Raw genomic sequence first — 25109 nt, 5'->3', positions numbered from 1 at the left:
GGAGGAACGTTCATGAGAATTGCATGGAATACCGTACTGTGGGCGTTTCTGTTAATAGTAGCATTTCTAACGCTGTTTCCTATAATTATCACCCTGCTTGGTTCCTTTAAAACGAATGCCGAACTTACTGCCGGAGCGACTTTTCTGCCAGCTATTTGGCAGTTCACCAACTATATCGAAGCATGGAAACAGGCGAATTTTTCAACATACACACTAAATAGTGTATTTGTTGCCGTAGCGTCAACCATAGGAACATTAATCGTCTCATCCATGGCAGCCTATGTCGTGAACAGAATGGACTTTATTGGCAAAAAACTATACGTCAGCATCCAGGCATTTACTATGTTTGTAGCGATCGGAGCAGTCGTTCTTCGACCTCAATTCGAGCTGATGATTAAACTTCATCTGCATAATACGCTGTGGGGCGTAATTCTGATTCTGATCAGCACACATGCTTCGGCATTCTTTATCCTGCTCAGCTTCATGAACGGAATTCCTAAAGAGCTTGATGAGGCTGCACGCATCGATGGGTGCTCTCCGGGCAGAACATTCTGGAGAATCATTATTCCGCTGCTTACGCCTGGGCTCGGTGTGTGTGCCTTGTTTGCCTTCCGGGGAGCGTGGAACGAATACCTGATTCCATTTGTGTTTACGCTCAGTAAACCCGAACTGCAGACATTGACCGTCGGACTAGCCAATTTGAAGTACGGAATCGCCGCTGCTTCACAGACACACTTCATGATGGCGGGGGCGTGTCTGTCCATTCTCCCGATCCTTATTGCTTATATTTTTGCTAACAAATCCTTTATGCAAATGACTGCGGGCTCCTTAAAGGGCTAGTGGTATTCTTAACATCATCAGGAGGAATGGAAATGAATTCACCTTATATTGGAAAACTGACATCAAGTTCTGTAATTAAACGTTATCTGAATAACCCGATTCTAGATGCTTCTCGCGTCCCATATCCCACTGCACTTGTATTCAATGCAGGCGTAACGAAATTCAATGGAAAATATGTGATGGTTTTTCGAAACGACTATGGGTCTTTGGAGCAGCAGACGATTGAGGCTCATCATACAACAGATCTTGGTGTTGCCTTCAGCGATGACGGAATTCATTGGGAGGTGCAACCGAAGCCGTGTTTTAAGCTACATGACCAAGAAATTATCCGTGCCTATGACCCAAGGCTTACCGTAATTGACGGACGCTGCTATATGTGTTTTGCCGTAGACACACAGCATGGCATCCGCGGTGGTGTGGCCGTTACCGACGATTTTGAAGAGTTTGAGATTTTGAGCTTGTCGACACCGGATTTGCGAAATATGGTACTATTTCCGGAGAAAATTGGCGGGAAATTTATGCGGCTTGAACGGCCTTTTACAGTCTACAGTCGCGGGGGAATCGACCGATTCGACATGTGGATTTCTGAATCTCCAGACTTGAGGTACTGGGGAAATTCTGACTTGCTGCTTGCTGTTGAAGATGTACCGTTTGCCAATGATAAGATCGGTCCTGCAGCTCCCCCCATCAAGACAGAGCAGGGATGGCTTACTACATTTCATGCCGTTGATATTGACCCTACAAGAGGCAAGAACGGATGGGAAACGTCGTGGCAGAAACGGTATACAGCAGGCTTAATGTTGCTTGATTTGGAGAATCCCAAAAAAATAATCGGCATGTATCAGAATCCGCTGCTGACTCCAGAAGCTAGCTATGAGATTGAAGGAGGATTCCGTAACAATGTCATCTTCCCAGGCGGAATGGTACTCGAAGATGATGGTGAGGTTAAGATTTATTATGGTGCAGCAGACACGATTGAATGTCTCGCAACAGCCCATATTGATGATTTGATCCAGTTATGTCTGAAGGGTTAACAGGAGGGAATAAGACAATGACCATATGGGATCTCCTACAACATCCTCCTGCTGATTATCGTACGGTGCCATTTTGGTCCTGGAATGACGATCTAGATCACAATGAACTCGTACGGCAGATCGAAGAAATGCATAGTGCGGGAATCGGTGGTTTTTTTATACATGCCAGGGGAGGCCTTACTGTTCCTTACATGGGCAAAGAGTGGATGGAGGCTATACAGATCTGCATCAAGAAAAGTCAGGAACTTGGGATGGAAACATGGCTCTATGATGAAAATGGCTGGCCTAGTGGTTTTGCTGACGGAAAGGTGCCTGCACTTGGAGTGGCTTATCAACAGAAGCGGTTAGCTTATGAATGGGCTCCTTTTAATCGGGGGAATAGAGTGACAATTGCCTCCTATGTCCAGTCTGAGGAAGAATTGCATCTGCTTACTACTGGCGACACACGCAAACCTGACTTTCGAGTATATTACGAGTTGAATCCTTATTATATCGACACGTTAAGCAAAAAGGCTGTAGCTGCGTTCATTGATTCCACCTATAATGCTTACTGGGCGGAGTTCGGTGAACAATTCGGCTCTGTGTTGAAAGGAATATTCACGGATGAACCGCAGTTTGGACGCGGAGATCTTCCGTGGTCGTTAGAACTCGAAGATGCCTTTCAGAACCAGCACGGGTATTCGCTACGTAAGGTACTTCCAGCTCTGTTCTTGGAAACGAAGGACTGCCGCAGGGTCAGGTATGATTATTGGTCATGTGTCACCACCTTGTTTACTGAGTCCTACGCCAAGCAAATTGGAGAGTGGTGCGCGCAAAGGGGATGGTTAGCTACGGGTCATGTTGTAGACGAGCAAACCCTTATGAGTCAAGCGACTTCAGTGGGCGATCCACTGCTCTTCTATGAATATTTGCAAATCCCCGGTTGTGACTGGCTTGGACGTTCTGTGAGTGAAGAGCCGGTTGTTCCTAAGCAAGTTAGCTCCGTTGTTCGCCAGTTGGGCAAAAAGCAAGCCATCACGGAGAGTTACGGCTGTTCCGGTTGGAATGTCAGCTTTCAGGATTTAAAGCGGATCGGGGAATGGCAATTTGTTCATGGAATGAATCTAATGTGTCAACACTTGCAAGCTTATACGCTGAGGGGACTTCGTAAACGGGATTATCCACCATCTTTGTTTTATCAGCAGCCTTGGTGGAGGTACTATTATCACTTTAATGATTACTTTGCCCGTTTGTCCATGCTCCTTGTTGAAGGAGTACGGCAAGCTGAGGTATTACTGCTTCATCCCATTCGAACAGCTTGGGTGGAATTGGAGGGTTCTAACTCATCACAGGTTGAGCAATATCATGAATCATTTGCACAGCTTTCTCGCTGGTTGTGCCAATCGTTTATCGAGCATGATTATGGAAGCGAGGGAATTATTGAACGTCATGGCAGAGTAGAGGGGAATCTTTTTGTTGTAGGAGAGATAGGTTACCGAGTTGTTGTCGTTCCACCGAGTGTGACCTTAAGCGAGATGACGGTGAAATTGCTCCATCAGTTTGTATTTCATGGAGGAAGCTTAGTTGTATTGGAACCCGTTCCGTTCCTCATCAATGGACAACCGGGTGAAGAAATCCGTCGTTTAGTGAATGGTGCAGTAAAACCCGATTGGAATCGCAACGCCTTGGTAGAATCTGTTTCCAGAACCGTTTCTCCATCGATCGCTATCGTTGACAGGGAAGGACTACCTATCGTATCGGACATGGTCAATATCCAGACGCTTAAGTTAGAAAATTCCTATCTCTATTACCTGGTGAATTCCGGAGAAAAGTGTTATCCAGATGTAGAGGTGACTCTCCCTCGAAGGGGTATAGTGTCCCTAATTGATTTGGAGAGTGGTGATATCAGGCCACTTAACTATACCAGGGTAGGTAACGGCGTCAAATTGAACATGACTCTGTATCCTACCCAATCCTATGTTATCAAACTAGTTCCGACGAAAGGTCAACTGGAAACGGATGAGGTAACTCTACTCCAAACAGACAATTCAGCTAGGTTCATTCAGGAACTAAGTGAGTTATGGGAAATTGACCATATCGATCACAATAGCTTGACGATGGACACTTGCAGGTACAGGCTGGAGAATGGTGATTGGTCGGAACCTAAGCCTATTATTTTTATTCAAGAAGAACTGCTTCAGATAGGATATCCTGTTCAAGTCGAATTGGAATTCGAATTTCAGATCGCCTTTGATCCTGCGCTCGTGCGGGAAATGCATCTGGTGATGGAAAATCCAGAGAAAGCGCAAATTCTTATTAATGACAGTAAGATAGCATCTCATAGCTGTGATTGGTGGAGAGATGTATCCTTCAAGAAAATTGATCTAAGTGGGTTCCTTCAGCATGGTCGAAATACCATCAGGTTAACATTGGATTTTTGGAATTCTGCTGAAACGTATGCAGCTATTGAACGTGCTCAAAGTTTTGAGTCTGAGGGAAATAAGCTGAAATTCGATACGGAACTTGAAAGCGTGTATCTAGTTGGACATTTTGCAGTGAAATCGGAATCTCCTTATAAAAATGGCGAGCATGGTGTTATATATACAGATGGTCCATTTATACTTGAAGAACTCCCTCATCAATATTCCTTGATAACTGATCTAGGTTGTCAGGGATTACCGTTCTTTGCAGGCAGTATTCAACTCTTGCAGAAGGTTGCAATACATTTTGAAGACAGTGTTTCACGGGTATGGCAATTCGGCTCACATCCGAATGCGATTGTCACAAGATTATCAATTAACGGACAAGAAGTTCGTACCTTTTTATGGGAACCCTATGAAGCAGATATTTCAGAATATCTCCAACAAGGAGAGAATCTGATTGAGCTGGAGCTGACCAGCAGTTGTAGAAACTTGCTTGGACCTCATCATCATGTGAAAGGTGAACCAATGAAGGTTGGCCCAGACAGTTTTAAAAATAGAGTCGGTTGGACGGATAGAGACCTAGACCCAGATATCAATTTGTATCAATCTCATTATGCTTTTGTTCGCTTTGGACTAAGTACATTACCACGGATAGTTATGATGACTTGAAAGAGCAAGAAGATACGTGGTCAGTTTGATCTTTATAAAAGGACATATGGTGTTAATCAATGATTCCCTTTCAGGGCAGATGCTCACATAATTAATGTGTGAAATCTGCCCTTTTTGTGGAGTTACCCTCATTATTCGATTTATAGATGCAGTTTATAATGGTTGTGCTGGGAGAAATTGCATGCCGGCGGGACTGCAATTTCAGTCCAACTTAATTTGAAAGGGCTTTCAAAAAATTAAAGGAGGCAAATGTGATGACAATGTTTAGAAAATTTTTATGCTCTACTCTGGGGGTGATGCTAGTTGCTACCATTTTTACACTTACCTCGAACGCCCAATCTGGAGTAGAAAATGCGGAAGAAACTCACTTGGCACCAGCAACGATTCACACTTATCAACCATCAGTGCGCTATACTAACTCGGCTAATTATATGCTAAAAGCAAACGGGGTCGTTGTGCCGGTTGTCAAAGGATTTAGTGATTACGACTATGCTCATTTTTCCATGTCGGAAGGGCCTGTTACGTATGAGTTAACGATTTTAAATACCGATAAAGTACATGAATATTCTATAAGTCCAAAGAAGCTCGGTATACAAGCTGAAAAGATAGAGGGAAGGACGATAACCTTCACAACACAATCTGACGAATACCTGATCGTGACAATGAATAATCGCCAAACACGCATGGTTATCACTGCAGATCCGATGGAGAAGGATGTTCCCGCCTCAAACGGAGAAGGCATTTTTAATGTTACATCCGCTCCATATCATGTGGTGTCCTCAGGCACACCAGCAACCGGAGTAAGCACGAGAACGGCTTCCATTCAGCAAGCAATTAATGATGCCAGCCAATACGGAACCCTTCAAGGAGGCGGTAAACAGGGCATTGTCTATGTACCGGCCGGAACTTATTATATTGGTAATCTGGTATTAAAAAGTAATACTGCTGTCTATATGGAGCCTGGAGCAACGTTCATCGGTACAGGAAAGACAGTTGATTATACGGAGCACTGGTTTAAGGATTCCATGGGAAGGCCGGCTACCTGGTGGATCTCAACTGCATTTCAATCCGAAAATATTCGGATATATGGACGGGGTACGATTGATGGCAACGGGCAAGCCTTGCACGATGATAAGACTAGCAATGGTAAAGGAATGATCAATAATCTGGTTGTTCCCATTGCCACTTCCAATTTTGTCATGGATGGTATCCTTATACGGGAATCATCTGGCTGGGCCGTTGTTACGGTGCGCTCTAACGATCTGACCTTCACAAATTTGAAATTGTTCAATAGTCTGGGAATGGGCGAGAATGACGGCATTGATATTTGCGAATCCCAGGATGTAGTTGTACAAAATGCGATCGGTATTTCCTTGGATGATCCATTTTCTACGAAAGCCTGGAAAGCGGACACAGACATCGCTTCAGGTAAAGTACCTTGGCCGGGGAATCCAGAACCGGTTCAAAACGTGTTATTCAAGGATACGATAGCGTGGACGTTATGTTATGGTTATAAGATTGGTCAAGGAGTTATGCAAGATCAATCTAATATTGTATTCAGAAACGGAGTCGTTTACAAAGCCGCAGTGGGCTTCGCTATTCATCATAAATATGGGACCGGAATCGTTAGTGATGTGAGGTTTGAATCAATGGATGTCGAGGACATCAGTGGAAGTAACGAAGACAATAGTGCCTGGATGACCCTGTTCACGGTTAATGGTGGCAACCATGGAGTGGGACCCATTCGAGGAGTCACAGTAAAAGATATTAAGGTCCGTGACGCAGGGGAAAGCTTTGCCAAGATTAAAGGATTGGAAGGAGCCATGATTACTGATCTGACGTTTGAGAACGTCTACATGCCTGGTAGCAACACTCCTGCTCGTACGCTACAAGAGATGAATTTCCTAAATAAAGAGCATTACAGCGGAGTTACGATTAAGCCGGTTCAGAATACTGAGCCGCTTCCCTTAATTAATTTGGCGCTCCATCGCCCAGCGGTAGCTTCATCCAATGATGGAATTGAGAACACCGCACCGTATGTGACCGATGGAAACTTAACAACCCGCTTTGGTTCAAAGCGCGGGGTGGACCCAGGCTGGATTTATGTGGATCTCGGAGAAACTAAAAAGATCAATGAAGTCAGGTTGTACTGGGAAGCCGCGTACGGTAAAAGTTATCGCATACAGGTAGCCGATGCTCCAAACCAGGAGGCAAATTGGAGCGACGTTTATAGCACCACTAACGGCAAAGGTGGTTTAGAGAGGATTACTTTTAACGAAGTGGAAGCACGTTATGTTCGTATGTACGGGACTGTCCGAGCTACGATCTATGGGTATTCAATTTGGGAATTTGAGGTATACGGACCGACGCAATAACTCCTTCGAGTAGGATAGGACTAGAATGTCATTACTACGCTTTGGCCGTCTCCCGGAGTCTACCGGGGGACGGTTGTTTAGTTTCTTCTGAAGTAGATTCTGACCTAAGTATCATGACTATTTTGCTATAATGCTGGAATAGAGCCCTGTCCCTGGTGGGCAAGCTGGATGAAGGAGGAAAAACAAGATGAGGACTAATTGGATAAATCTGCAACTGAGTAATCACCAGCCGGAGAGGGTGCAACGATGAGACCAACCCTGAAACCCCGCCTCGGTGTCCGCTTCAAAATGATCGGTATCTCGCTAATTGGACTACTTATACCAGCATTAGCCTTCGTGTTATTCGTACCCTCTTATTATAACAAGAATATGACCCATGATATAAATTTCGCCACGCAGGCTACGATTTCATCTGCGCTCATTAACCTGAACACGTACATCGAGGATCTGGAGCGACTCGTCGTGGTGCCTTATCTGAATGATTCCATTATGGATGCTTTTAACACTTTTCGGAAGATTGACAGCGGAAAGACGGTATCTCTCTTAGAGCAGCTGCAAGCCACAAGAACGATGAACACGACCCTGCCCAATTACACACAGAATTTGCGTAAGGATATAACAGGGACGCTAGTGTGCTTCATTCCAAAGACCGTGTTCGCCGTGTACACCAACAATAGTGGGCTGGTCAGCGACTATCCCTTTACGGAACAGACCTGGTACAAACAAGCGTTAGCAGCCGAAGGCAAGACGGTATTCATCAGCTCGCATAAGCAGGACTATCTGACAGATCCGGCCGCAGATAAAGTTTTTTCTATAGTGAAGTTGGTCAAGGATCTGGATACAAGACAGCCAATCGCCGTTGTTAAGGCGGATGCGGATACTCGGGTGCTGTCTGTCATACTGGATAAAATCAAACTGAATGTGTCTTCGATTATGTCCGTTATCGACGAGCAAGGCAATGTGATCTATTCCAACAAGCCGTTATCGGACACGATGCTAAAAGAACTCCGCAACAAAAGCAATTCCTCCAAAATTGATGATCACGGCGAGGTGTACAGTGTAACAACCCAGCATATTGAGAAGACGGATTGGAACATGGTGGCTATGGTCTCTGAGACGGAATATATCAACAGAATTAATGTTATGCAGGCCACAGTTACAGGGGTGTATGTTCTAGTCTCGATTTTCTCTGTACTTCTGGTGGCGCTTCTGTCACAACGTATGATGAAGCCCCTGCGAAAAATGGTGAATGTGATGGCCAAGGTAGAGACCGGCAATTTCAATGTACGTGTCCCAGTGAGGGGAAGAGATGAGATCGCCATCCTTGGCAGCTCCTTCAACTTGATGCTCAGCGAAGTGAACAACCTGTTGAATCGTGAATATAGGGCAGTTCTGAGCAAGCAATCCGCAGAGTATAAGGCGCTGCAATCCCAGATTGAACCTCATTTTCTATACAACACGCTCAATACAATGATTGGCATCAACCGTCTGGGCGACAGCAAGGTGCTGGAGCAAGCAATCCTGTCACTGACTGGTATGATGCGTTATATGACAGAGCAGGCCGATTGGACAACCCTGAACGAAGAATTCCAGATGCTGAATCAATACTGCTATCTACAGAAGCTCAGATTCCAGAATCGGCTGGAATACACCATCCAACTGGACCCAGAAGCGGAACCAATGAAAATCCCGAAACTGCTGATTCAGCCATTGGTGGAGAATGCGATTGTGCACGGTATTGAGCCGCTTGGCGAAACGGGTCAACTGACGGTCTTGGGGAGTATAGAAACTGTGCATTTCCAGCGCTGTGTGGTCATTGTCATCGAGGATTCTGGCACCGGTCTGGAGCAGACCGAAGGTTCAAAATGGATGGGTGTGGGATTGACCAATGTGAAGAACAGACTTCAATATGCCTATAAGAAAGCCGATTTAAATATTCAGAGCAGGGTGAACGTGGGCACCCGAATTACAATAACCATTCCACTGGAGGATGATAACGATGAAGATCGTCATAGCTGATGATGAGTACTACGTTCGGATCGGGCTGGTAAAAATGCTGGAAGAAATTTTGACGGAGGAGTACTCCATTATTGAGGTGGAGAATGGTCACCAGGTACTGGACAAGATTCGGGAGATTCAGCCGAATGTGGTGTTCCTGGATATCAAGATGCCGCGGATGAGCGGTCTTGAAGCATTTCAACAGGCCTATGGTCTGTCTCCGGAGACGCAATGGATTGTGATCAGCGGTTATGCTGATTTTGAATATGCCAGAAAAGCGCTACAGCTTGGCGCGGTAGATTATTTGCTCAAGCCCGTCTCCCCGGAGCAACTGGAGCTGATTACGGCTGATATTAGGAAGCGAATGCTGGCACAGACCGAGGTTCGCTGCAGCACGTTCAAGCAGAATTTGACGGCTGTATTTAACCGCACGCTGAGCTTCAGAACGCTGCCGGAGGGACATGAGCTGAAGCAACTGAGCTATGTGCCTATCCTTTTTGCACTGGACAGGTATCTGGAGAAGGGGCAACATTCCGAGGAACTTACCGGCTGGTATACGGAGATGGAGAACGCAGTCCAGCAATTGAATAATCGGAGCCTGCGCGCTGCGCTGGTCGTTGTACCCGGAGGTACGGTGGGAATCATGCTTGGCTGGGACCGGGAAGATGAACATACGGAGCAGTGGGTGATGCAGAGCGCTTATGGCAAAATCAATAAGGTGCTAGGACGCTTGAGTGGTGGTAGTCTGGGATTCTATGCCTTGGCAGGCGAACCTTGCGCCGGATTGCATGAACTGGAGGCCCATATTGCTATTATTGAAGCTGCTTTGCAGATAAAGGCTTTGCTGGCCCGCAATGATCTAATCCGCTGGAAGGAGCTATCCGGGCTGGTGGGCACGCTATCCAAGGAAGCGAGGGAATGGTCCAGAGCTTTGGTAGAGCTTGCTGACACTTACCGGAAAAAGGATTACTACCGGTATGTCATGCTTAGCCGAGGGATCGGGAGCTTCTTGGATAAAGGGTACGACAGCCTACCGATTCAGGCCAGAAATCACGCCGGATCTTTTCTCAACAATGCGTTGTCTACAGGCACAGACCCCCGTGAAAAGTCGCTACCTGATGCTGCATCTTGGAGACAACTGCTCGAACGTGGAGAGAAGGAACTGCTCCGTGATACCGAAGGCAGTACGGATATGATTGATCGTGTCGTCGAATACATTGAGCGGAATTATGCCGAAGATATAGGCGTGGCGGGGGTAGCAGAGATTTTCAGTATCACGCCCAATTATCTCAGCTCACTTTTTCATAAAAAAACAGGCAGCACCTTCGTCAAATATGTGACCCACCTGCGTATTGCTAAGGCCAAAGAACTGCTGGCTGGACATGACCTTCAGGTGCAGGAGGTAGCGGCAGCAGTGGGCTTTAACAGTCCCAAACATTTTGCCAAGCTGTTCAAAGAGCATAGTGGAAGTTACCCTTCGGAGTTTAGGGCGGAGCTTCGAGCGAAGTGAGCCCTCCGATATTATAGAAATTTGCACCTGGAGTGTAGATTGGCTATCTGCACATTCAGTTGCGGCTGCCCTAGAATTGAATTAAGCCTTACAAATACAAATGCAGAAGGGGAAATCAGACAGATGGCAAAAGGAAAAAGATTGAAAAGAATGTTAGCGGTTTCAATGATGCTGACGATGGCTGCCGCACTGTTTACCGGCTGTTCCAGCTCCAACTCCAGCAAGGAATCTGGAGGCTCCAGTAAGGAAGATACCATTACTTTATCCGTATGGACCCAGCGTAGTGGTGAAGGTGCAGCCGCTCTGGAGAAAGTATCGAGACAATTCGAAGCCGAGAATCCGGGCATCAAAATTGATTTCAATGCCCCGGGTAAGGAATATGAGAACATCCTGAAGATCAAGATGTCATCGGATGAGATGCCGGATATCTGGTCCACACATGGCTGGGCCATTGGCAAGTACAGCGACCAACTGGCCGATCTCTCGAATGAGGAATGGGTACCCCGCTTAATTCCTTCCCTGAAAGAGCAGGTAACGGATGCGGATGGCCGGGTGCTGTCTATGACGATTGATTCTGACACTTCTGCAATCGCTTACAATGTGGATCTGTTTGAGAAATACAATCTTCAAGTGCCGAAGACGGTAGATGAGCTGCTGGCATTGTGTGAGAAGGTTAAAACCGAGAGTGGTGGTAAAGTAGTTCCGATCCATATTGGCGGTGGCGACGGCTGGCCGATCGGCCAGGCTGTAGATTTTTTCTCCAGCACACTGCTTACGACAGACAGCAACAATAACTACGGCGAAGAATTGAAGAACGGCACGTTCGATTGGAATCACTATAAGCCGCTTGGCGAGCTGTTCCAGACTATGAAAGACAAGGGCTATGTCAACGTGGACATTCTAACGGCCAAGAATGACGATACCGCCAAAGCCATTGCCAACAATGAGGCGCTTATTGCCATCACCGGATTTGGAATTAAAGATTCCGCAGTGAAATACAATCCAAATGTGAAAATCGGCTTCTTCCCGATCCCGACCTTCTCCGATAAGGATGAACCTGTATTGGTTGGTGGAGAGACTGATGCCTGGGGGATCTCGAAGAACACGAAGCACATGGAAGCAGCCAAGAAATACATCGCGTATTTTGCCAAGCCAGAGATCAACAAGCAGCTCTGTGAAGAAGCGAATATCCGCTCGGCCTTTACCGATGTCAATGTGGACTTAGGTGAGATGACGCCTTATTACGAAGCTTCCAAGGATGCGAGAATTGTGCCTTACTTTGACCGGGCCTTTCTGCCAAGTGGAATGTGGGATGCAATCTCCAAATACGGTCAAATGCTGTTCACCGGGTCGTACTCCGTGGATCAATTTGCCAAGGACATGAACGATAGCTATACGCGGCTGCTCAATAAATAAGGTTTGATGGATAACGTACCTTCATAAGTTCCCTTTTGGGACTGATGAAGGTATCTTCATTTCAGGTCAAAGATAAGCAATACAGATAGGAGGAGTTAAGCCGAATGAACACCTTCAAAAAGATAAGACATTCCCAGTCAAGCATCAACGTAATGTACATTCCTGCACTGATCTTTTTCTTTGTTTTTATTGCCTACCCGTTCATTCAGGGCATTATGATCTCATTTACTGACTGGAACGGTTACTCTGAAGCACGGAATTTTATTGGGTGGAAAAATTACGCCCGCCTGTTTGCGGATAAAGATATGGGGCTTGTCATTTTCAATACCTTTTTATATGGAATTCTGAGTACCGTCTTCCAGAACTTATTCGGGCTGCTGTATGCACTGTTTGTGGATATGAAATTCCGTCTGCGGGGCGTTGTCCGCACGATCGTGTATTTGCCCGTTATTGTCTCACCGCTCATTATGGGGTACATCTTGTACTATTTCTTCCAATATAACGGCGGAACGATGAATGAAGTGATTTCCTGGTTCGGCATAGAGCCGAAGAACTGGCTTAATCAATGGAGCAGCTCTGTAACCAGCATCATTATTGTGAATACGTTCCAGTTCATTGGACCGGCGATGATTATCTATCTGACTGGACTCCAGTCGATATCTTCCGATTACTATGAAGCGGCCGATCTGGATGGTGCCTCTGCTTTTGCCAAGTTCAGATCGATTACCTTGCCGCTGCTTATGCCAGCCATCACCATTAATGTCGTGTACAATCTTATCGGCGGTCTCAAGTTGTTCGATATTATCATGGCTTTGACGAATGGCGGACCTGGATATACAACCTCGTCCCTGTCCACGTTCATGTACTCCGTCTACTCGGGGCAGCAGGATGCAGGCTATGCCACAACGGTCGGAAACTTTATGTTCGTCATTATCGGTGTCGTCGGTCTGCTTGTGCTGGGTAATCTGCGGAAACGGGAGGTCGAATATTGATGAAGCGGAATAATACCGTCAAGAAAATCTTCATTGCCGTTGTCAGTCTAATTATATGCCTGATTCCGCTGATCCCTTTCTATATGATGATCAACATCTCACTGAAGGATGTAACCGACTACAAGTCAACGATCAGCATTCCGAAAGAGTTTGTATTTGCGAACTTTGTGGATGCTTGGAAAAGCGCGGGTCTCGGCACAGCTTTCATGAACAATATTATTATTACGGTCTTTACGTTACTACTTGTTATTTTGGTCTCTTCTATGGCCTCATACCCGCTGTCAAGAAACAAGTCTAAACTGAATAAAGCGATCTATACCACCTTTATCGCTTGTATGATCATTCCTTCGTTGACGCTGATTGTGCCACTGTATATGATTTTGATCAAAATGCATGCGCTGAACACGCTGTGGGGAGCGATTCTGGTTCAGACGGCCTTCTCACTGCCGATGTCCATCTTTCTTTATACGGGCTTTATCAGTTCGATCCCTAAAGAACTGGATGAAGCCGGTTATATTGACGGTGCGAGCCGAATCGGTATTTTCTTCAAGCTGATTCTGCCGCTGCTGAAGCCGATTACGGCGTCAGTGGTAATTCTACAAGGGGTGGGTATCTGGAACGAGTACGGCATGTCGCTCTATATTTTGCAGAACAAGGATGTGCAGAATCTTACGGTGGCTTTGTCCAGATTCGTTGGGCAGTACCAATCGCAGATGAACTGGGTGGCGGCGGGTTGTTTAATGTCGGCGGCACCTATGATTGTGTTATTTCTGATTTTCCAGAAACAATTTATTAAAGGCATCTCATCGGGTGCTGTGAAAGGGTGAGGAATGGTATGGCTTATCTTGATCTTATTGAACTTCCCGAAATCGTATTGGTCCAGGAGGACAAAAGCTGGAGCCGCATGGAGTCACAAAGCGGCGTATATACGGATAAGGATATCCGGGTAGAGGTACGTAAGCAGACCGGAAGCCTAGGCGTGAGTCTATCTGCCGATCAGACTCCGGTTAGCCGGATTGCGCTGAGATGGAACCGGGAGATCGGCGAGCATGTTAGATTGCTCGGCGACCACTGGGAGAGATCTTATGGTGATCTGCAATGGGCGGCTATTATGCCAGACCGGGAGATGCCCTGGTATTTCATGGCCCTCCAAGACGGCATCACGCATGGTTACGGCGTGAAGACCGGGCCTGCCTCGCTATGCTGTTGGTTCGTCGACGCCCACTGGGTGACGCTGGTCCTTGATGTGCGATGCGGGGGTACGGGCGTGCTACTGAGTGGTCGCCAGCTCGAGGCGGCTGAAGTGGTCAGCCGTAAGGGAGAGCTTGGAGAGACACCATTTGAGGCAACGCAGGCGTTCTGCCGTGTAATGTGCGAGCAACCGGTGCTGCCGAAATTCCCCGTCTACGGGGGAAACAACTGGTATTATGCCTATGGGCACAGCTCCCATGGACAGATTCTTGAAGACAGCAAGCTGATGTCCTCGCTGGCCACTTCTTCTGTCAATCGTCCATACATGGTCATTGACGACGGTTGGCAGAAAAACTGGGGCAAATTTGCCGCGAGCCGCCATCAGCCATGGCTGCCGGACGAGCAGCTGTTCCCGGATATGGAACAGCTGGCCAGGCAAATGACAGAGACGGGCGTGCGTCCTGGCATGTGGTTCCGCCCGCTGTTGACAACGATGGATTCGCCCAAGGATTGGCTGCTAAACAATCCATTAGCAAAAGCGGAACAGCCGGAAGGCTACATTCTGGATCCCAGCATTCCGGAGGTGCTGGAGTCCATCGCAGACTATGTAGCCCGTTATACAGGCTGGGGCTACAAGTTGCTGAAGCATGATTTTACAACCTATGATCTGTTTGGTCGTTGGGGCAGCCGCTTTGGCATGGGTATTACCGATGACGGCTGGCATTTCGCCGACCGTTCCAGAACATCTGCAGAGATTATTCTTGCGTTGTACAAGGCGATCAAACGTAATGCTGGAGATACGCTCATTATCGGCTGCAACACACTGTCCCACTTGTCGGCAGGCATCTTTGAAATTCAGCGTACCGGCGACGATACCAGTGGTCTTCAATGGGAACGCACTCGCCGGATGGGGATCAACACCTTGGCCTTCCGAATGCCTCAGCATGACACGCTCTATGCCGTTGACGCTGATTGTGTGGGATTGACAAACAATGTGGATTGGAAAATGAACAGACAGTGGCTGGATGTTCTGTCGCGCAGCGGCACCCCGCTCTTCGTGTCGGCCGATCCCAAAGCCATGGGCAGTGAACAGCGCAAGGCGGTCACCGAAGCCTTTGAACGGGCAGCTATAGCTACAGCAGTCTCTGAGCCATTGGACTGGCTCTCCAATATGGCACCTTCCCGCTGGAAATCGGGTGGGGTAATTTCAGATTATGACTGGATGGATAAGGGGAGTATCGAAGCCTGCTCGGGCTATTTTAGCTGGAACTGATATAGAGGCTGAATTTAAGAATCAGAGTTTGATATAAAGTGCGAATAGAGCATAAGAACCTTTTGAATATGTAGCGTCTTTATTCACAACGTGAACCGCTGATTTTGGCTCAGCCCAAATATAGATAGAATAATAATTAACAACGGAGGATTATGGAAATGAAATCTGACATCACCGCTATCAAGGAGACGATTGAACGTGTAACAAGCAAGCTTTCCCACCGCCCCAAACTGGCGCAGCTGTTCCAGAACTGTTATCCCAACACGCTGGAGACCACCTTTCAGCAACTTGAAGACGGAACGGCTTTTGTAATTACGGGAGATATACCGGCAATGTGGCTGAGAGATTCCTCTGCCCAGGTGCGGCACTATATTGGCGATGCCGTGAAGGACTCCGAGCTAGCTGATATGATCAAAGGGGTAATCCGCAAGCAAATGTTTTACATTAATCTGGACCCGTATGCCAATGCGTTCAACCGTGAAGGCAATAATCACGGCCACAAGGACGATATTACCGAACATAATCCTTGGGTGTGGGAACGCAAATACGAGATCGACTCCCTATGTTACCCGATACAGCTGGCGTATCTGTTTTGGAAGGCAACCGGCGATATTGAGATTTTCGACGATGTTTTTCAGGAAGCAGTTTTGAATATCCTCGATCTGTGGACAAAAGAACAGCGCCACGAGCAATCTCCGTACACGTTTGAGCGATTGAACTGCCCGGAGACGGATACGCTGAGTTATGGTGGGCGCGGCACGCCTGTAGCTTATACCGGGATGACCTGGAGCGGCTTCCGTCCAAGCGATGATGCTTGCACTTACGGGTATCTGGTTCCGGCGAATATGTTCGCTGCCGTGGCTCTGCGCTATATTGTGGAGATTAATAAAGATGTACTACGACATCAGGATATCGGCCGCCGGTCCCAGCTGCTGCTGGATGAGATCGAAGAAGGCATTCAGACGTATGCGATCACGGAGCATCCCGTATATGGACGAATCTATGCTTATGAGACGGACGGAATGGGCAACTACAATCTGATGGACGACGCGAATGTGCCCAGCCTGTTGTCCCTTCCTTATCTTGGATATTGCAAGGCCGATGATCCGGTGTACTTGAACACCCGACGGTTTATTCTGAGTAAGGATAATCCCTATTATTTTGCTGGTGAAAAAGCAAAGGGGATTGGCAGTCCGCATACCCCGCATAATTACATCTGGCATATTGCCTTGGCGATGCAAGGGCTGACTACCGAGGACCCTGAAGAGCTGGAACAGTTGCTGGTTCTGCTGGAGACAACAGATGCCGATACCGGGTTTATGCATGAAGGTTTTGATGTCAATGATCCCGGGAAATTCACCAGACCTTGGTTCGCCTGGGCCAACTCCATTTGCAGTGAGCTGATAATGAAATATGTCGATGAAGGAGAATAAGAATCGAGATTCGATCAGGCTCTAATCTCAATTCCAATCTCAACTCTAATCTCAACCCAGAACCTAAACCTAATACGGACCTTAAGCGGAATCTGTATTGTTTCAGTGGCTCATTTAGAAACTGGGACGGGGATGAATATTTCAGCAGTTCGGACATTTGCAAAATGCTGAATACAAAACAAATTTGGGTGTTTAACAAGTGTGATGAACGGAAGACCATTTTTTGAAACAAAACAGGGCATCTACTGAAGATGCCCTGTTTTGTTGTCATTACATACAGCGAGCTATACGTATGGTTCTCACAGCGTACAGGAAGCACGTTGAAGACTTGTTTTCACCATATCTGTTGAAATTCTATTTTGCTGGTGATATCAATCTTTGTCTCCTGAATTTATACAATATATAGTTTTAATTTTGATATAATAGAAACTTCATGATTTAGATGCTGAAGGGAATGATAGATGAGAATGAGTAGGTGGAATGTTACGTTTTATTCCGTTGTATTTGTATTTGTGCTGGTGATGTTGTGGAAGGAACAATCTGTTTTTCTTATCGTAGGAACGGTGCTGGTGGCCACACTTATTGCGTTTACGATTCACGTTTTGTACCCAATGGCATGGGAAACCCGGATGGACCGTGTGGAAGCTTTTTTACGTAAAAATCATCATACGCCTTATATTTATATTTTTTATGTGACTGCCAACAGACTGGATGATGAAGTCGAGATCACGATGGAAAAACTAAGAAAACAGACGACGATAAAATCGAGGCAAGCAATATATCAGGCAGCTTACGGTGCTTATCGCAAGGACATCACTGCCGTTCGGCAAGCGGTACTCCAGATGCGCAGATCAGATTATCGTACATATTACGAGACGTTTTTGTTTTCGGAGGAAGAGAAGAGTGAGCAAGCAAGGGAGCATCTGAAATCGATTAGAAGACAATGGATGCGATCTGCGATTCTTGCTGAAATAGAACGCAAATTGGGTCGGCGCGAACTGGCTATCCAACACACTAAGGAAGCGATGAATGCGTGCAAAGGTGTACAGCGATACACGTTGACTAAAGAATATGAAAGGTATTATGCAGATGAACAACAAGCACAATAAATGAACTGCACTAGCTAAAGGCGTTGTAGTTATTAATAGAGTGATGGTGTAATTTACTTTACGGTCGGGAATAAATATCTATGGATATGAAACTGATCAACTTTGAAAGTGGCAATATTGGTGTTATCCCCTTCGTTAGGCAAGATAAGTCCATCTTAAAGATGTCTTTGATCCCTTATCGACTAAAAGGGGGTAATACCAAATTCGGCTGCTTTTTTTGTTAACGGACAGGTTAGAGATTAGCAATCCATAAGAAACAACCCAACTTAAATTATGGTAAAATGTAGTAAATGTAAAATGTAAAATGTAAAATGTAAAATGTAAATATCCCTCTTGAACAAAGGAGAACTGAAAATGAGAAAACTCGTTCTATTTCTGCACGCATCGCTTGACGGTTTTGTAGAAGGGCCGAATGGTGAAATGGACATTGGCTGGGTTTCCTACGATGCTGATTTGGAGAAACACGCGAAAGAAATTCTGAGTACTGCCGACACTGTCATTTGGGGGCGTGGGACTTATCAGATGATGCACAGTTACTGGCCATCTGTACCCTCAAACCCATCAGCTTCGCAGCATGAACGGAATCATGCCGAGTGGATCGAAAACACAGCCAAAATCGTTTTTTCCACGACGCTGGAGAAAGTTGAATGGAATAATTCCAGACTCGTGAAAGAAAATGTCGAGGAAGAGATCAATAGTCTCAAACAGCAGCCAGGCAAGGATATGGTCATCCTCGGTAGTCCTAGGTTCGCACACCATCTTATGCAGCTTGATTTAATTGATGAGTATAAAATTACGGTTTCTCCTGTCCTGATCGGTAAAGGATTGCCGTTATTCCAAGGTCTCAAGGAGAAGATCAATCTTAAGCTAATCGAAAACAAGACCTTTGATTCTGGAGCGATAGGCCTCGTTTACCAGACGGTAAGATGACCTTGTCACTTAAGATGATTACGCTAACGGGAATGATAGTTGAATATAACCAGTCTAGTTCAATTAGTGGAGGCAATAAGGGAGGAAATACAAATGGATTTAGGATTAAAGGATAAAATTGCACTAATAACAGGCGGTAGCAAAGGAATTGGACTAGAGACAGCAGTTGTTCTAGCATCGGAAGGCGCAAAGGTGGCAATCGTTGCCCGCAACGAAGAGGCGCTTCAAGCTGCGGCGAAACGTATTAAGCAAACGACAGGGACAGATGCACTGGTCATCTCTGCAGATATTTCAGTAGAAGCAGAGGTACGAGGTGTGGTAGAGCAGACTGTGCAGCATTTCGGTGGATTGGATATTTTGATCAACAATGCTGGAACGGCTGCGGCTAATCCGTTTGAAGAGGTTAGCAGCGAAAGCTGGTATTCAGATCTGGATTTGAAATTGTTAGGAGCAGTCCACAGTTCTAAGGCAGCAGTATCTCATATGCGTCAAAGAGGTGGCGGTTCCATCCTTAATGTGACGGCGACTGTAGGGAAGACACCATCTGCATCATCTTTGCCAACATCAGTCAGTCGGGCGGCAGGACTTGCACTAACGAAGGCCATGAGCAAAGACCTCGCCAAGGACAATATTCGTGTTAACGCCGTGTGCATCGGTCTGATTCGTAGCGATCAGATTGAGCGGATGTGGAAGGCTTCAGCACCAGAGCAGAGTTGGGAGGAGTTCGCTTCTAACCCCATTCACGGTATCCCACTCAAGAGAATAGGTCAAACAGAAGAGGCGGCAAAAGTGATTGCTTTTCTTGTGTCGGGTGCAGCCTCCTATGTAACAGGAACTGCCGTGAACATAGATGGTGGTACATCCTCTGTATTATAAAAATGATATGTAGGGGTATATGTTAATAGTGTGACTCAATAACAAGCCCCAAATTGGGGCTTTTTTTCCTGAAAAATAATGGCAAGGGATAAGAGTTTGTACCGAATGCTGGAATCGATAAGAACATGGTGTCGATTAACGGGAAGAATAACGTAAGTAAGGGAGGTGAAAGTAGCTATGCGTAAAAAAGATAGGAACGTAACAGGTATTGTTTTGGCCGTAATTTACTGTGTTGTTCTTTTTGAGATTTTAATTGACGCACCCCCTGGTGAAGCTCCGAATAATCCGCCTTGGGCCTATGCAATGATTCCACTTGGAGCTGTTGCAATCACCTTTCTCTTTGATTATGTAATCAAGTTCGATTTCTTCAAAAAAAAGAAAGAGTGAAGGGGTGTTATAAATGACCGGAACCGGTACGTACATGTGTCGGGGGAAAGGTAGATCCCTTTGAAAGTCGCAATTAGCGGCTTTTTTTGTTTTTAAGGTACAAGTTCAATGATTAATTCTGAGAATCGTCCAACAAGTCACCATTCTAAAGAAAGTACTAGAATTTCGAAGTGAGGGTAAGGGGCTACAAATAGATTGAACTTGGGGGTAAACAGTGTTACTCTAAAAGTCTGTGTTCGACAATATATTTAATAATAGTCACCATTTTAGTTGTAAAGAAAGGTAACACTATGATAAAAGTTGATAACTTATCCTTCTCATTTCCACAAAAGGAACTATATAAAAACATTTCATTTACGTTTGAAGAGGCACAACATTGTGCTTTTATCGGAACAAGTGGCAGTGGGAAAAGTACACTGATCGATATCCTGATGGATCCGGAACGATATTTGTTCGAGGGCAAGTTAGAGATAGACCCCGATTGCAGAATCGGGTATGTGAGTCAGTTTTTACAAGTAGACAAAACGAAAGAAATGACCGTTTTTGAATATATCGCAGAAGAATTCATCAAGATGCAAGATGAAATCACAGCCATTTATGCGGAGATGGCTACCACGTCGGATATGGATTCGCTGCTGGAAAAGGTTCAATTGGCTTTGGATGCCTTCGAGGCAATGGATGGGGATAATTTCGAAAACACCATTAATAAGCAGCTAAACCTGGCCAACCTCATGAAGCTCAAAGATCTTAGTATATCCGATGTGAGTGGTGGGGAATTCAAACTTATTCAAGTGATGAAGGAAATGCTCAGTCGTCCAGACTTAATGATTATGGACGAACCCGATGTATTTTTAGACTTTGAAAACCTAAATGCGCTTAAAAAACTTATTAATTCCCACAAGGGAATGCTGCTAGTTGTGACACACAACCGATATCTATTGAATCATTGTTTCAACAAAATTATACACCTTGAAAACACGGAGATCCAAGAGTTTGATGGGCGGTATATCGATTATAACTTCTCGCTGCTTCAGACTAAGATCGAGCTGCAAGAAATTGCGGTTGCTGAAGCTGAAGAAATTGAGAGATACGATCACATCATCGACAATCTTAGAGAGATTGCCACGTATAATTCGGAAGCCTCCAGAGGCAGAGCGTTAAAAGCCAGAGTCAAGTTTCAAGAGAGATTGGAAGCACGTCGAATCAAAGAGCCATTTGTCGATATCAAGCAGCCGAATATCAGTTTTGGTATCGATAAGGAAATGGAAGACACCGTTGTGGTTAACGTTAATAATTATAGCGTTTCCTTTGACGAGTTGCTTTTGGAAAAAGTGAACTTCGAGATCAAATCGACAGATAAAGTAGCCCTGATCGGTCCGAACGGTACCGGGAAAACGACTTTACTCCGAGAAATCTTTAAAAATAATCAGGATTCCATTGAAATAAATGCTGAGGTTAATGTGGCTTATTTATCTCAGGTTCAAGGCGAAATGCTAAAAGATTCGAATACTATACTAAATGAATTCATAGATGCCGGGTTTCAAACTTATGATGAGATTAGATCGTATCTTTCAAACTATGGCTTTGAAGGAGAAATCCTGGATCAAAAGATCGAATCGTTATCTGGCGGAGAAAAAAATATGCTTCAGTTGGCTAAAGTTTCTGCCAGTCAAGCAAACTTACTGCTTCTTGATGAACCGACAAGCCATTTAGATATCTATACACAAATCGCATTGGAGAAAGCTATTGAGGACTACAAAGGTGCGATTCTCATGATTTCTCATGATTTCTATTCTGTTGTTAATGGTATGGATTATGTTTTAATTATTGAGGACAAGACGATTAGTAAAATGAGTATACTAGAATTTAGACAGATGATTTATGCGAGTCATTTTAATGAAGACTATCTAGAAATTGAACAAAAGAAAAAGTCTGTTGAAATGAAAATAGAATTGGCTTTAAAAGATACGAATTTTGAACTTGCAAAAGGTTTGGTCGATGAGCTAGAAGAGCTAATTAAGTTGCTTTAAAGTGAATTAGTCTTGAGTTCAACGATGAAACATGATGTTGGTTGAAAAGTATCCATAAAAAAGACACTGATGAATAAAATATCAGTGTCTTTTTTATTGCATTGATTTCTTGATAGCTCTTGTCGTAGTCAGTGGTTCACTTGGGGTGCTTTTATTTTAGAACAGTAGATAATGATTCTTCCTTCCTATAAAGGACCATTGACTTTTCTCATTAATAGTTTGTTGCTATGAGGATGGAGTCCAACTTTCTGATCCGCATGAGCAACTTTAAGGAATAATTGTAATTCAGATAAGGATAATAAAAGTCGCCTCCATTAAAATAACGAGAATAATCGTTCAATGTTCTCTTCAAAGTTTTGTTGAATATTTACTTTTTTCGGAGCAATCCCATTATTCATGAGTTGCAGATGTCCAAGTACATAACTCAGAAATAATTGTTCATTTTGTTCAATCTTTGATTGATCTTTTGTAATGGCTTTAATAAGTTCAACTAAAATGTTATGCAAATGTTCCATTTGTTGCGAAACGGCTTCGGTATAGCTGAATTCAGCCAGTCCTCCAACCATTTCTGGGAATGTGAGTTTAGATTGTGAATATGAAATTACGCATAATGCAAATTTACGTAATGCGTCTTTTCCAGAGTACGCTAATAATTCATGGTAGATTAAGTCGACCAAGCCCTTTATGTAGATAGCTACAACTCCACTTTTTAAATCCTCCAAATTACTTACATACCGATATAACGACTGTGGCTGAATGGATAATGAACGGGCCAACCCGTTGTAGGTCAGCTTATCAAAGCCCAGTTCACTGCTGATTTTTAAGCCTTGTTCAAGGACAAGTTCTCTTGATAAACTAATTCTCTTTGTCATAATTCCATCCTTTTTTGTTTGCTGACTTGACCAACTCATACCATGAGTATATAGTTCATGTCATGAGTTAGCAATAGTTTTCAAATACTTTTAAAGGAGCGATTTCCAATGAGCAGATTACAAGTTAATGGTGCCAATTTACATTATGAAACAGTGGGCCAAGGTCCTGTTCTCCTCTTTATTCCGGGAGCTAATGGCACTGGGGATATTTATACGGGCACCGCAAAATTTCTACAAAGCCGATATACTGTGGTAACATATGACCGCCGCGGCTACGGACAGAGTGAATTAACATCACCGTTGCCAGAAGATGCTCACAATCCACATAGCACGTACCGTCTTGAAACCGACGCTAATGATGTAGCTGCTTTGGCAAAACATCTAAGTGATGAACCTATATATATTTTAGGCAGCAGTTCAGGAGCAATTGTCGCAATGGAAACCTTGCAAGACCATCCTGATATTGTTAAAAAAATTGCATTCCATGAACCGCCTATTAACACATTTTTGGCTGATTCCGCAGAATGGGCAGCAATGAATGATAAAATAGTTGAAACTTTTCAAACAGAGGGAATGGCAGCAGCCATGAAACTATTCGCTGAAGCTATGCATACCGTTCCGATGGATACCCAGATGATGGCTAAGCCAGCAGTTTCGATTGAAAATGTTGATAATCCCGTGGTTAAAGGAATGGTTGATTGGTTCAAATATGAAATTCGCCAATATACTAGCCGTAAAATCGATATCAACAAGCTGACCGATCAAAAAGCTAAAATTGTCTTATTTAATGGAACAGATTCCGTTGGCTCCTTTCCTCAAGATGTAGTCAAAGACTTATCCGAGAAACTTGGTTTACCGATTCACTCCATCGCAGGCGCTCATTTAGGCTATGCTCAAAAGCCGCAGGAATTTGCTCACACTTTAGAAGAATTATTTGTTTAATGTAAGAAGCGGTGAAAAGCTGTCAAAGTGAATTTGAGAGTAGAGCACTGAGAAGGATATGTTAAAAGGGGTTGATGAGCAATCATCCGTCCCTGGTTTAAGGCAAGCTGGCTGTCTTCAAAGTTTCCCTACACAGCGTCAACTATGTGCCGATCATTGGCATATAAGTGTAGAGTTTCATATAATACTGTTCTTTTAAGTAACCAGTCACCGTAATCCTACCGGCGGCTGGTTATTTAGTTTCGCAAGAATTCGACAATAGTTCTGATTCCCCGCGCTATCGGTTAGTATTCACATTCCTTACGACCCATGATTAATGTCAAAATCAGATTCTCTGGGTGAATTATTTTTTTAAACCAGCTGCGAAGAAGGGACCATTAACCGAAATGGTTGTTAGGATACGAGCCATTTCAAGAGGAGATTCTTTTATGCCACTTTCCAACCATTGTTGAAATACCCCTATTATCGCAGTTCCCATATAAGCAGCTAAATATTGTCCTGGAACAAGGAAATCTTCTTCCTTTAAAAAAGCATTTGGATTATTTCCATAGAGTGTTTCCCACATGAATTCTTTCAATCTGGTTTGAAATGTTAAATCCCCATTTGGACCTAACACGGCTTTCATAAATCCGCTATTTATATTTAAATACTCAAAAAATGAAATAGTAAAGGTAAATGGCATTAACGTTTCTGAATCAGTTTCAAGTGCGCAAATAACACTTGGGTAGCTTTCTTTCGTAAGTCTGGACAAATCAAGCATAATTTCCTCTTCGCATTTTGTCATTAAATCAAATTTGTCTTGATAGTGAGCATAAGGTCACAATATACGT

General features: G+C 44.6%; 19 protein-coding genes. 17 read left to right on the top strand and 2 right to left on the bottom strand.

The window, feature by feature from the left end; all coding sequences use genetic code 11:
• Nucleotides 1–12: 12 nt before the first annotated feature.
• The 16 genes from AC4PM4_RS05120 to AC4PM4_RS05045 all read left to right on the top strand — a co-directional run bounded on the left by AC4PM4_RS05120 (nt 13) and on the right by AC4PM4_RS05045 (nt 22465).
• Nucleotides 13–840 (top strand): carbohydrate ABC transporter permease, encoded by an 828-nt coding sequence (locus AC4PM4_RS05120; protein ID WP_063563753.1) that lies wholly within the window; start codon nt 13–15, stop codon nt 838–840.
• Between the two features lie 32 nt (nt 841–872).
• Nucleotides 873–1874 (top strand): glycoside hydrolase family 130 protein, encoded by a 1002-nt coding sequence (locus tag AC4PM4_RS05115; RefSeq protein WP_491612904.1) that lies wholly within the window; start codon nt 873–875, stop codon nt 1872–1874.
• A gap of 17 nt (nt 1875–1891) precedes the next feature.
• Nucleotides 1892–4945, top strand: a complete 3054-nt coding sequence (locus tag AC4PM4_RS05110) for a glycosyl hydrolase (protein ID WP_491612903.1) — start codon at nt 1892–1894, stop codon at nt 4943–4945.
• 254 nt (nt 4946–5199) lie between these two features.
• Nucleotides 5200–7320 carry a galactose-binding domain-containing protein gene (locus AC4PM4_RS05105; RefSeq protein WP_491612902.1) on the top strand — a complete coding sequence of 707 codons (2121 nt, stop codon included), beginning with the start codon at nt 5200–5202 and terminating at the stop codon, nt 7318–7320.
• A gap of 246 nt (nt 7321–7566) precedes the next feature.
• Complete coding sequence (locus AC4PM4_RS05100) at nt 7567–9339, top strand: cache domain-containing sensor histidine kinase (protein WP_072733064.1); 1773 nt, start codon at nt 7567–7569, stop codon at nt 9337–9339.
• Entirely contained in the window at nt 9320–10828 is a 1509-nt protein-coding gene (locus AC4PM4_RS05095) for a response regulator transcription factor (RefSeq protein WP_491612901.1), read from the top strand. The genes AC4PM4_RS05100 and AC4PM4_RS05095 overlap by 20 nt, the downstream gene beginning before the upstream one ends.
• A gap of 123 nt (nt 10829–10951) precedes the next feature.
• Nucleotides 10952–12244: an ABC transporter substrate-binding protein gene (locus AC4PM4_RS05090; protein ID WP_491612900.1), complete on the top strand. Its 1293-nt coding sequence runs from the start codon at nt 10952–10954 to the stop codon at nt 12242–12244.
• A 104-nt stretch (nt 12245–12348) separates the two neighbouring features.
• A complete protein-coding gene (locus tag AC4PM4_RS05085; RefSeq protein ID WP_063563759.1) occupies nt 12349–13236 on the top strand; it encodes a carbohydrate ABC transporter permease in 888 nt (295 codons plus the stop codon).
• Entirely contained in the window at nt 13236–14063 is an 828-nt protein-coding gene (locus AC4PM4_RS05080) for a carbohydrate ABC transporter permease (protein WP_063563760.1), read from the top strand. The genes AC4PM4_RS05085 and AC4PM4_RS05080 overlap by 1 nt, the downstream gene beginning before the upstream one ends.
• A gap of 8 nt (nt 14064–14071) precedes the next feature.
• Nucleotides 14072–15700: an alpha-amylase family protein gene (locus tag AC4PM4_RS05075; protein ID WP_491612899.1), complete on the top strand. Its 1629-nt coding sequence runs from the start codon at nt 14072–14074 to the stop codon at nt 15698–15700.
• A 158-nt stretch (nt 15701–15858) separates the two neighbouring features.
• Nucleotides 15859–17133: a glycoside hydrolase family 125 protein gene (locus AC4PM4_RS05070; protein ID WP_072733062.1), complete on the top strand. Its 1275-nt coding sequence runs from the start codon at nt 15859–15861 to the stop codon at nt 17131–17133.
• A gap of 467 nt (nt 17134–17600) precedes the next feature.
• Nucleotides 17601–18242 (top strand): hypothetical protein, encoded by a 642-nt coding sequence (locus tag AC4PM4_RS05065; RefSeq protein ID WP_170867798.1) that lies wholly within the window; start codon nt 17601–17603, stop codon nt 18240–18242.
• Between the two features lie 354 nt (nt 18243–18596).
• The gene (locus AC4PM4_RS05060; RefSeq protein ID WP_064637762.1) at nt 18597–19172 is read left to right on the top strand and encodes a dihydrofolate reductase family protein; all 576 of its coding nucleotides are present in this window, start codon (nt 18597–18599) and stop codon (nt 19170–19172) included.
• 93 nt (nt 19173–19265) lie between these two features.
• Entirely contained in the window at nt 19266–20048 is a 783-nt protein-coding gene (locus tag AC4PM4_RS05055) for an SDR family NAD(P)-dependent oxidoreductase (RefSeq protein WP_090950511.1), read from the top strand.
• A gap of 177 nt (nt 20049–20225) precedes the next feature.
• Nucleotides 20226–20435 carry a hypothetical protein gene (locus AC4PM4_RS05050; protein WP_063563765.1) on the top strand — a complete coding sequence of 70 codons (210 nt, stop codon included), beginning with the start codon at nt 20226–20228 and terminating at the stop codon, nt 20433–20435.
• 290 nt (nt 20436–20725) lie between these two features.
• Nucleotides 20726–22465 carry an ABC-F family ATP-binding cassette domain-containing protein gene (locus AC4PM4_RS05045; RefSeq protein WP_491612898.1) on the top strand — a complete coding sequence of 580 codons (1740 nt, stop codon included), beginning with the start codon at nt 20726–20728 and terminating at the stop codon, nt 22463–22465.
• A 314-nt stretch (nt 22466–22779) separates the two neighbouring features.
• Here AC4PM4_RS05045 and AC4PM4_RS05040 read toward each other — a convergent pair whose 3' ends face one another.
• Nucleotides 22780–23337: a TetR/AcrR family transcriptional regulator gene (locus AC4PM4_RS05040; protein ID WP_072733056.1), complete on the bottom strand. Its 558-nt coding sequence runs from the start codon at nt 23335–23337 to the stop codon at nt 22780–22782.
• Between the two features lie 108 nt (nt 23338–23445).
• On the opposite strand from AC4PM4_RS05040, the gene AC4PM4_RS05035 reads away from it, so the two are divergent.
• Nucleotides 23446–24279 carry an alpha/beta fold hydrolase gene (locus AC4PM4_RS05035; RefSeq protein ID WP_491612897.1) on the top strand — a complete coding sequence of 278 codons (834 nt, stop codon included), beginning with the start codon at nt 23446–23448 and terminating at the stop codon, nt 24277–24279.
• A gap of 343 nt (nt 24280–24622) precedes the next feature.
• Here AC4PM4_RS05035 and AC4PM4_RS05030 read toward each other — a convergent pair whose 3' ends face one another.
• A complete protein-coding gene (locus AC4PM4_RS05030; protein ID WP_491612896.1) occupies nt 24623–25039 on the bottom strand; it encodes a TetR-like C-terminal domain-containing protein in 417 nt (138 codons plus the stop codon).
• Between the last annotated feature and the right edge of the window lie 70 nt (nt 25040–25109).

The sequence above is a fragment of the Paenibacillus sp. MDV22-iso6 genome (assembly GCF_058408365.1).
Note: the sequence above shows the minus strand (reverse complement) of the source record. Positions and strands in the feature narration are given on the sequence as shown.

Bases quoted from the DNA above. Each gene is read 5' to 3' on its own strand.
- AC4PM4_RS05120 (WP_063563753.1), top strand. From the start codon at position 13: ATGAGAATTGCATGGAATACCGTACTGTGGGCGTTTCTGTTAATAGTA.
- AC4PM4_RS05115 (WP_491612904.1), top strand. From the start codon at position 873: ATGAATTCACCTTATATTGGAAAACTGACATCAAGTTCTGTAATTAAA.
- AC4PM4_RS05110 (WP_491612903.1), top strand. From the start codon at position 1,892: ATGACCATATGGGATCTCCTACAACATCCTCCTGCTGATTATCGTACG.
- AC4PM4_RS05105 (WP_491612902.1), top strand. From the start codon at position 5,200: ATGACAATGTTTAGAAAATTTTTATGCTCTACTCTGGGGGTGATGCTA.
- AC4PM4_RS05100 (WP_072733064.1), top strand. From the start codon at position 7,567: ATGAGACCAACCCTGAAACCCCGCCTCGGTGTCCGCTTCAAAATGATC.
- AC4PM4_RS05095 (WP_491612901.1), top strand. From the start codon at position 9,320: ATGAAGATCGTCATAGCTGATGATGAGTACTACGTTCGGATCGGGCTG.
- AC4PM4_RS05090 (WP_491612900.1), top strand. From the start codon at position 10,952: ATGGCAAAAGGAAAAAGATTGAAAAGAATGTTAGCGGTTTCAATGATG.
- AC4PM4_RS05085 (WP_063563759.1), top strand. From the start codon at position 12,349: ATGAACACCTTCAAAAAGATAAGACATTCCCAGTCAAGCATCAACGTA.
- AC4PM4_RS05080 (WP_063563760.1), top strand. From the start codon at position 13,236: ATGAAGCGGAATAATACCGTCAAGAAAATCTTCATTGCCGTTGTCAGT.
- AC4PM4_RS05075 (WP_491612899.1), top strand. From the start codon at position 14,072: ATGGCTTATCTTGATCTTATTGAACTTCCCGAAATCGTATTGGTCCAG.
- AC4PM4_RS05070 (WP_072733062.1), top strand. From the start codon at position 15,859: ATGAAATCTGACATCACCGCTATCAAGGAGACGATTGAACGTGTAACA.
- AC4PM4_RS05065 (WP_170867798.1), top strand. From the start codon at position 17,601: ATGAGTAGGTGGAATGTTACGTTTTATTCCGTTGTATTTGTATTTGTG.
- AC4PM4_RS05060 (WP_064637762.1), top strand. From the start codon at position 18,597: ATGAGAAAACTCGTTCTATTTCTGCACGCATCGCTTGACGGTTTTGTA.
- AC4PM4_RS05055 (WP_090950511.1), top strand. From the start codon at position 19,266: ATGGATTTAGGATTAAAGGATAAAATTGCACTAATAACAGGCGGTAGC.
- AC4PM4_RS05050 (WP_063563765.1), top strand. From the start codon at position 20,226: ATGCGTAAAAAAGATAGGAACGTAACAGGTATTGTTTTGGCCGTAATT.
- AC4PM4_RS05045 (WP_491612898.1), top strand. From the start codon at position 20,726: ATGATAAAAGTTGATAACTTATCCTTCTCATTTCCACAAAAGGAACTA.
- AC4PM4_RS05040 (WP_072733056.1), bottom strand. From the start codon at position 23,337: ATGACAAAGAGAATTAGTTTATCAAGAGAACTTGTCCTTGAACAAGGC.
- AC4PM4_RS05035 (WP_491612897.1), top strand. From the start codon at position 23,446: ATGAGCAGATTACAAGTTAATGGTGCCAATTTACATTATGAAACAGTG.
- AC4PM4_RS05030 (WP_491612896.1), bottom strand. From the start codon at position 25,039: ATGCTTGATTTGTCCAGACTTACGAAAGAAAGCTACCCAAGTGTTATT.